This window comes from Marinoscillum sp. MHG1-6 (assembly GCF_024714475.1).
Classification (GTDB): Bacteria; Bacteroidota; Bacteroidia; order Cytophagales; family Cyclobacteriaceae; genus JAMZMI01.
The window spans coordinates 1-3,371 of sequence record NZ_JAMZMI010000017.1; the positions used below are offsets into that span (position 1 = coordinate 1).

Genomic DNA, 3,371 nt, shown 5'->3' on the forward strand with positions numbered 1-3,371 from the left:
TTGTCTTGCGGCGGGGAACCCCACCACCTACGCGGCCCGGCAATAATCACCATAAACTCTTTGATGGTTTCGTTTAACCACCTGGTGTATCTGCCTGCTTTGTCTTGCGGCGGGGAACCCCACCACCTACGCGGCCCGACAATAATCACCATAAACTCTTCGAGATACATTCTATCTCTCTATTTCTTAAAAAGTCCATATACTAACCTACTAGCTACCTAGTACTTTATTGACATAATCAGTGAAAGATCCAGCAAGTAAAATCAAAAATCAAGTTCATCGTCCTGTCTTTGCATAAAAACAGTCCAAGAAAGTTTACGGGTAATTAGTACTACTCAGCTATGACATTACTGCCTTTACACCTGTAGCCTATCAACGTCATCATCTATAACGTCCCTTTAAAGAAATCTCATCTTGTAGTGGGTTTCGCGCTTAGATGCTTTCAGCGCTTATCCCTTCCCAACATAGCTACCCAGCAGTGCCCCTGGCGAGACAACTGGTACACCAGCGGTTAGTCCAACTCGGTCCTCTCGTACTAAAGTCAGATCTACTCAAATTTCTTACGCTCGCAACAGATAGGGACCGAACTGTCTCACGACGTTCTGAACCCAGCTCGCGTGCCACTTTAATGGGCGAACAGCCCAACCCTTGGGACCTTCTCCAGCCCCAGGATGTGACGAGCCGACATCGAGGTGCCAAACCTCCCCGTCGATGTGAGCTCTTGGGGGAGATCAGCCTGTTATCCCCGGAGTACCTTTTATCCTTTGAGCGATGGCCCTTCCATACAGAACCACCGGATCACTATATCCGTCTTTCGACCCTGATCGGCTTGTAGGCCTCACAGTCAAGCACCCTTATGCTATTGCACTCCACGCATGATTACCAAACATGCTGAGGGTACCTTTGAAAGCCTCCGTTACTTTTTTGGAGGCGACCACCCCAGTCAAACTACCCACCACACACTGTTCCCTGAAAGGGTTAGGCATCAGATAAATAAAGGGCGGTATTTCACCAACGACTCCACCACGCCTAGCGACGCAGCTTCAGAGTCTCCCGCCTATCCTACACATCATTTACCCAATACCAATGTGAAGCTATAGTAAAGGTTCACGGGGTCTTTCCGTCCCGTTGCGAGTAAGCGGCATCTTCACCGCTACTACAATTTCACCGAGCTCATGGCCGAGACAGTGCCCAGATCGTTGCACCATTCGTGCAGGTCGGAACTTACCCGACAAGGAATTTCGCTACCTTAGGACCGTTATAGTTACGGCCGCCGTTTACTGGGGCTTCAGTTCAGAGCTTCGCCGAAGCTAACTCCCCCCCTTAACCTTCCAGCACCGGGCAGGTGTCAGGCTATATACCTAATCTTTCGATTTCGCATAGCCATGTGTTTTTGATAAACAGTCGCCTGGGCCTTTTCACTGCGGCCCCCATTGCTGGGGGCGCCCCTTCTCCCGAAGTTACAGGGCTATTTTGCCTAGTTCCTTAGCCATGAATCACTCGAGCACCTCAGGATTCTCTCCTTGACTACCTGTGTCGGTTTACGGTACAGGTACCATTACTCTGAAGCTTAGAGGGTTTTCTCGGAAGTCTGATTAGGCACACTATCCACGCTGCCGTAGCATTGTGGTACTATCACATTCAGCAAGAATGGCGGATTTGCCTGCCACTCCTATACCTACATGCTTCAACGTACTATTCCGTCAGTACGCGGTGCTTTCACTACTCCGTCACCCCATCGCAAGCAATGGTAGTATCAGAATATTAACTGATTGTCCATCGACTACCCCTTTCGGGTTCGCCTTAGGTCCTGACTAACCCCCGGTTGATTAGCATTGCCGGGGAAACCTTAGTCTATCGGTGTGCGGGTTTCTCACCCGCATTATCGTTACTTATGCCTACATTTGCGCTTCCCTGCGCTCCAGCAAACCTCACAGTTCACCTTCACCGCACAGGGAATGCTCCCCTACCATAATAAATTATCCTAAGCTTCGGTACTACACTTGATGCCCGATTATTATCGATGCCCTGTCGCTCGACCAGTGAGCTGTTACGCACTCTTTAAATGAATGGCTGCTTCCAAGCCAACATCCTGGCTGTCTAAGCAACTGGACCACCTTAGTTCAACTTAGTGTAGATTTTGGGACCTTAGCTGTAGGTCTGGGTTCTTTCCCTCTCGGATTGGGACCTTAGCACCCCAACCCTCACTGCATGGTATATTTACTAGCATTCGGAGTTCGTCTGGATTTGGTAGGATGTGACTCCCCCTAGTCCAATCGGTAGCTCTACCTCTAGTAAACTCACCCACACGCTGCTCCTAAAAGCATTTCGGGGAGTACGAGCTATCTCTCAGTTTGATTGGCCTTTCACCCCTACCCACAGGTCATCCAAAGACTTTTCAACGTCAACTGGTTCGGGCCTCCATGTGGTGTTACCCACACTTCACCCTGCCCATGGGTAGATCACAAAGTTTCGCGTCTGCTACTGCTGACTAAAACGCCCTGTTAAGACTCGCTTTCGCTCCGGCTACATGACTGAATCACTTAACCTTGCCAACAACAGCAACTCGTAGGCTCATTATGCAAAAGGCACGCCGTCACGGAACTAATCCGCTCCGACCGCTTGTAGGCGCATGGTTTCAGGTACTATTTCACCCCCTTACTCAGGGTACTTTTCACCTTTCCCTCACGGTACTGGTTCACTATCGGTCTCTCAGGAGTATTTAGCCTTACCGGATGGTGCCGGCAGATTCAGACGGGATTCCTCCGGTCCCGCCCTACTCAGGATACTACTAGGTAATAAAGCTTTACTTATACGGGGCTCTCACCCTCTATGGCCGACTTTCCCAAGTCGTTCTAATTCGTCTTTATAGTCCACGTTGTAGTCCTACAACCCCGGTACAGCCGTAACTGGACCGGTTTGGGCTAATCCGCGTTCGCTCGCCACTACTTGCGGAATCACTATTGTTTTCTCTTCCTCCGGGTACTTAGATGTTTCAGTTCCCCGGGTTCACTCCTTACGGTACTTAGTCTTCAACTAAGTGGGTTGCCCCATTCGGAAATCTACGGATCAAAGATTTTGTGCATCTCCCCGTAGCTTATCGCAGCTTAACACGTCCTTCATCGCCTCTGAGAGCCAAGGCATCCCCCATACGCCCTTAACTACTTTCTTGTAACGATAAACTCGATTTTTATCTCGATTTTACTTAATGAATCTTTCACATCATGTCAATGAACTTCTCTTCCGGTTTACAGCTTACTTTCAATAGTCGATAGCTACTTCGAACAACCTAATGGTAAACATCCGGATTAGTGCTTTTAAAGTACTTTGTACAACGTATCCAGTACGTGGTACCCTTTAAAGCTTTTTTT

1 rRNA gene is annotated in these 3,371 nt (G+C 49.0%); it reads right to left on the bottom strand.

The features are described from left to right. Positions 1 to 305 precede the first annotated feature (305 nt). Positions 306 to 3,171: ribosomal RNA gene (locus NXR94_RS17040) — 23S ribosomal RNA — on the bottom strand. Between the last annotated feature and the right edge of the window lie 200 nt (positions 3,172 to 3,371).